Genomic DNA, 1,029 nt, shown 5'->3' with positions numbered 1-1,029 from the left:
AAATCAAAAAAGTTTGGCGTGTTGGTAAAATGATCTCTTTCACCTACGACGAAGGTGGTGGTAAAACCGGTCGTGGTGCGGTTTCTGAAAAAGACGCGCCGAAAGAACTGCTGCAGATGCTGGAAAAACAGAAAAAATGACTCGAGCACCACCACCACCACCACTGAGATCCGGCTGCTAACAAAGCCCGAAAGGAAGCTGAGTTGGCTGCTGCCACCGCTGAGCAATAACTAGCATAACCCCTTGGGGCCTCTAAACGGGTCTTGAGGGGTTTTTTGCTGAAAGGAGGAACTATATCCGGATTGGCGAATGGGACGCGCCCTGTAGCGGCGCATTAAGCGCGGCGGGTGTGGTGGTTACGCGCAGCGTGACCGCTACACTTGCCAGCGCCCTAGCGCCCGCTCCTTTCGCTTTCTTCCCTTCCTTTCTCGCCACGTTCGCCGGCTTTCCCCGTCAAGCTCTAAATCGGGGGCTCCCTTTAGGGTTCCGATTTAGTGCTTTACGGCACCTCGACCCCAAAAAACTTGATTAGGGTGATGGTTCACGTAGTGGGCCATCGCCCTGATAGACGGTTTTTCGCCCTTTGACGTTGGAGTCCACGTTCTTTAATAGTGGACTCTTGTTCCAAACTGGAACAACACTCAACCCTATCTCGGTCTATTCTTTTGATTTATAAGGGATTTTGCCGATTTCGGCCTATTGGTTAAAAAATGAGCTGATTTAACAAAAATTTAACGCGAATTTTAACAAAATATTAACGCTTACAATTTAGGTGGCACTTTTCGGGGAAATGTGCGCGGAACCCCTATTTGTTTATTTTTCTAAATACATTCAAATATGTATCCGCTCATGAATTAATTCTTAGAAAAACTCATCGAGCATCAAATGAAACTGCAATTTATTCATATCAGGATTATCAATACCATATTTTTGAAAAAGCCGTTTCTGTAATGAAGGAGAAAACTCACCGAGGCAGTTCCATAGGATGGCAAGATCCTGGTATCGGTCTGCGATTCCGACTCGTCCAAC

At 46.6% G+C, this 1,029-nt stretch carries 1 protein-coding gene and 1 pseudogene; one reads left to right on the top strand and one right to left on the bottom strand.

Annotated features, from left to right (window positions below; all coding sequences use genetic code 11):
* Positions 1 to 140, top strand: a 140-nt coding sequence (gene sso7d / locus SB765_RS27925; protein WP_410932265.1) for a chromatin protein Sso7d, incomplete at its 5' end; no start/stop codon positions are given.
* A 721-nt stretch (positions 141 to 861) separates the two neighbouring features.
* On the opposite strand, the pseudogene SB765_RS27920 reads toward sso7d, so the two are convergent.
* A pseudogene (locus tag SB765_RS27920) lies at positions 862 to 1,029 on the bottom strand (APH(3') family aminoglycoside O-phosphotransferase); the annotation flags it as partial.

It is taken from the genome of Pseudomonas sp. SIMBA_067, from assembly GCF_046534675.1.
Classification (GTDB): Bacteria; Pseudomonadota; Gammaproteobacteria; order Pseudomonadales; family Pseudomonadaceae; genus Aquipseudomonas; species Aquipseudomonas putida.
Note: the sequence above shows the minus strand (reverse complement) of the source record. Positions and strands in the feature narration are given on the sequence as shown.